The organism is Rhodopseudomonas sp. B29 (assembly GCF_000333455.1).
In the GTDB taxonomy this organism is placed as follows: Bacteria; Pseudomonadota; Alphaproteobacteria; order Rhizobiales; family Xanthobacteraceae; genus Rhodopseudomonas.
Window position 1 is genome coordinate 1 of sequence record NZ_BADD01000026.1, and the last position, 2279, is coordinate 2279.

A 2279-nucleotide genomic window follows, 5' to 3' on the forward strand; every position below is an offset into this window, starting at 1 on the left:
CTTTGCACCGCCTGGGCCTGAATCTGATCNTGCGTCACCACCGAGATCGATTGCGGGGTTTCGAGCAGCGGCGTGTCGGTCTTGGTGCCGGTGCCGCTGCGGCTGGCGACGTAGCCGTCGACGTGTCCCCACGCGGTCTCGCGCGCACGCGACGCCGACGGCGCCGCAGGCGGTTCGGCGGGCTGCCGCGACCGCGCCGCAACGGCCCGAACCCGCGCGGCGGTACGACTACGCGACCGCGCCGCGGGAGCCGGCCTGCTGGCCTGCTTCGGCGCATCGACGGTGACCGCGGGCAGCGATGTTCCGGCATCCTGCGCGAGCGCCTGCGCCGATAAACCGAAGTGAGAAACGATGCAGCCAGCCGCAAAGTAATAAGGAATATGTCTGATCGCAGTCTTCTTCAATTTCATCGCCCCCGTGCCGACAACCGATCGACCAGCGGCGGTGTTATATTAATGAACCACGAAGAGAGGAACCCGAACGGCTATTGAATCTATCTAACAACTACGTACTTTGAGTTATTCCAGTTCTAATTATTGATTTGAATTATTCCACTTCTAAACACAGGCCGCGGGTGCGGCGACGTGCTCGGCAGTTAACTACGCGCCGTCGTTCGTCGCAGGCTTCTGCCGCTGCAACGCCTGCGCTGCGCCGGTGAGCGTCAGTGCAGCCGATCTTGGCCCTCGGAAAATCCGTCGCCGTCACCTACCATGATCGCGACGCCTGCAAGCGACAGCCCGCGACAAGCGGCGGGTTGGAGCAAGCGCCGGCCTCTCGGCGACGCACCGCAGCCTCCTTCGTGGCGCCAAGGCGGGTGCCGCCCACTTGCGGCGGCGGGGATATCTCTTGGCTTTCCGTCAGCTGGAGCGCCCGTCGACGGCCGATATCGCTGGTCTCCCTTCCCTCTCAGGGAACTCGCCACCGCGGCCGCACTTATCGAGGATCGGCGCCCCGCCGTACGGAGTCTCGCATGAACATGTCCGGCGAAAGCCTCGTCGTCATTCTCCTCGTCGGCATCGTTGCCGGCTGGCTCGCCGGCCAGATCGTCCGTGGTGCCGGTTTCGGCCTGATCGGCGACCTCCTGATCGGCATCGTCGGCGCCTTCATCGGAAGCTGGCTGCTGCCGAAGCTGGGCATTCATCTTGGCGCCGGCATGGTTCGCGCGATCATCAACGCGACGATCGGGGCGGTCATTCTCCTGCTCGTCATCCGGCTGGTCCGGGGCGGCGGATTCCGCAGGTACTAACCCCTGCGTCGTCGGCGCCGCCCGTTCAGTCAATCTCTTGCCGAGAAGCTCGACTTGATGAAGCTGGGTAAAACGCAGACACTCGAAGACGTCGCCGGCCTGGTCGGAGCCTGCGCGGTGACGATTCTCGCCGTCATCATCGTCTCGGCGTTGTATGTCGGCCGCGAGGTGTTCGTGCCGGTCGCGCTGGCGATCCTGCTCAGCTTCGTGCTGGCGCGGCCCGTCAACTTCCTGCAGTCGCTGCGGGTGCCGCGAGCGGTCGCCGCCATCACCACCGTGCTGCTGGCCTTTGCGGTGATCTTCGCGCTCGGCAGCCTGATCGCGACGCAGCTCACGCGGCTCGCAGGCGACCTGCCGCAATATCAATCGACGATCCAGGCCAAGATCACGTCGCTGCGCGGCGTGGCCGGCGGATCCTCGACGCTCGAACGCGCCGAAGGCATGCTGCAGAATCTCAGCAAGGAGCTGAACAGACCCAAGAACGTCCCGTCGACGTCACTGACCAATCCGCAGCCGGGCGCCTCGGCGAGACCAGTGGCGCCCGTCCCGGTCGAAGTGCTGCAGCCCGATCCGGGCACCCTCGCCAATTTGCGGTCGCTGATCGCGCCGCTGGTGTCGCCGCTGGCGACGACCGGCATCATCGTGATCTTCGTCATCTTCATCCTTTTGCAGCGGGAGGATCTGCGCAATCGGCTGATCCGCCTCGCCGGCGCCCACGATCTGCAGCGCACCACGGCAGCGCTGGATGACGCGGCCAGTCGGCTCAGCCGGCTGTTCCTCAATCAGCTCCTGATCAACTCCGGTTTCGGTGTACTGATCGGCACCGGCCTGTGGATCATCGGGGTGCCGAGCCCGGCGCTGTGGGGCATTCTCGCCGCGGTGCTGCGCTTCGTGCCCTACATCGGATCGTTCATTGCCGCCGCCTTTCCGCTGACGCTGGCGGTCGCGGTCGATCCCGGCTGGTCGATGCTAATCTGGACGCGGTGCTGTTCTTCGTGATCGAGCCGACAATCGCTCCAGTCGTCGAACCCAT

The 2279-nt window shown here is 65.1% G+C and carries 1 protein-coding gene and 2 pseudogenes; 2 read left to right on the top strand and 1 reads right to left on the bottom strand.

Annotated features, from left to right (window positions below; translation table 11 throughout):
• Positions 1-404, bottom strand: a pseudogene (locus I5M_RS34000) (TonB-dependent siderophore receptor); the annotation flags it as partial.
• A gap of 566 nt (positions 405-970) precedes the next feature.
• Between I5M_RS34000 and I5M_RS00845 the strand changes: the two are divergent.
• On the top strand, positions 971-1246 hold the full coding sequence (locus I5M_RS00845; protein ID WP_022719671.1) for a GlsB/YeaQ/YmgE family stress response membrane protein: 276 nt from the start codon (positions 971-973) through the stop codon (positions 1244-1246).
• 57 nt (positions 1247-1303) lie between these two features.
• Positions 1304-2279, top strand: a pseudogene (locus tag I5M_RS28955) (AI-2E family transporter); the annotation flags it as partial.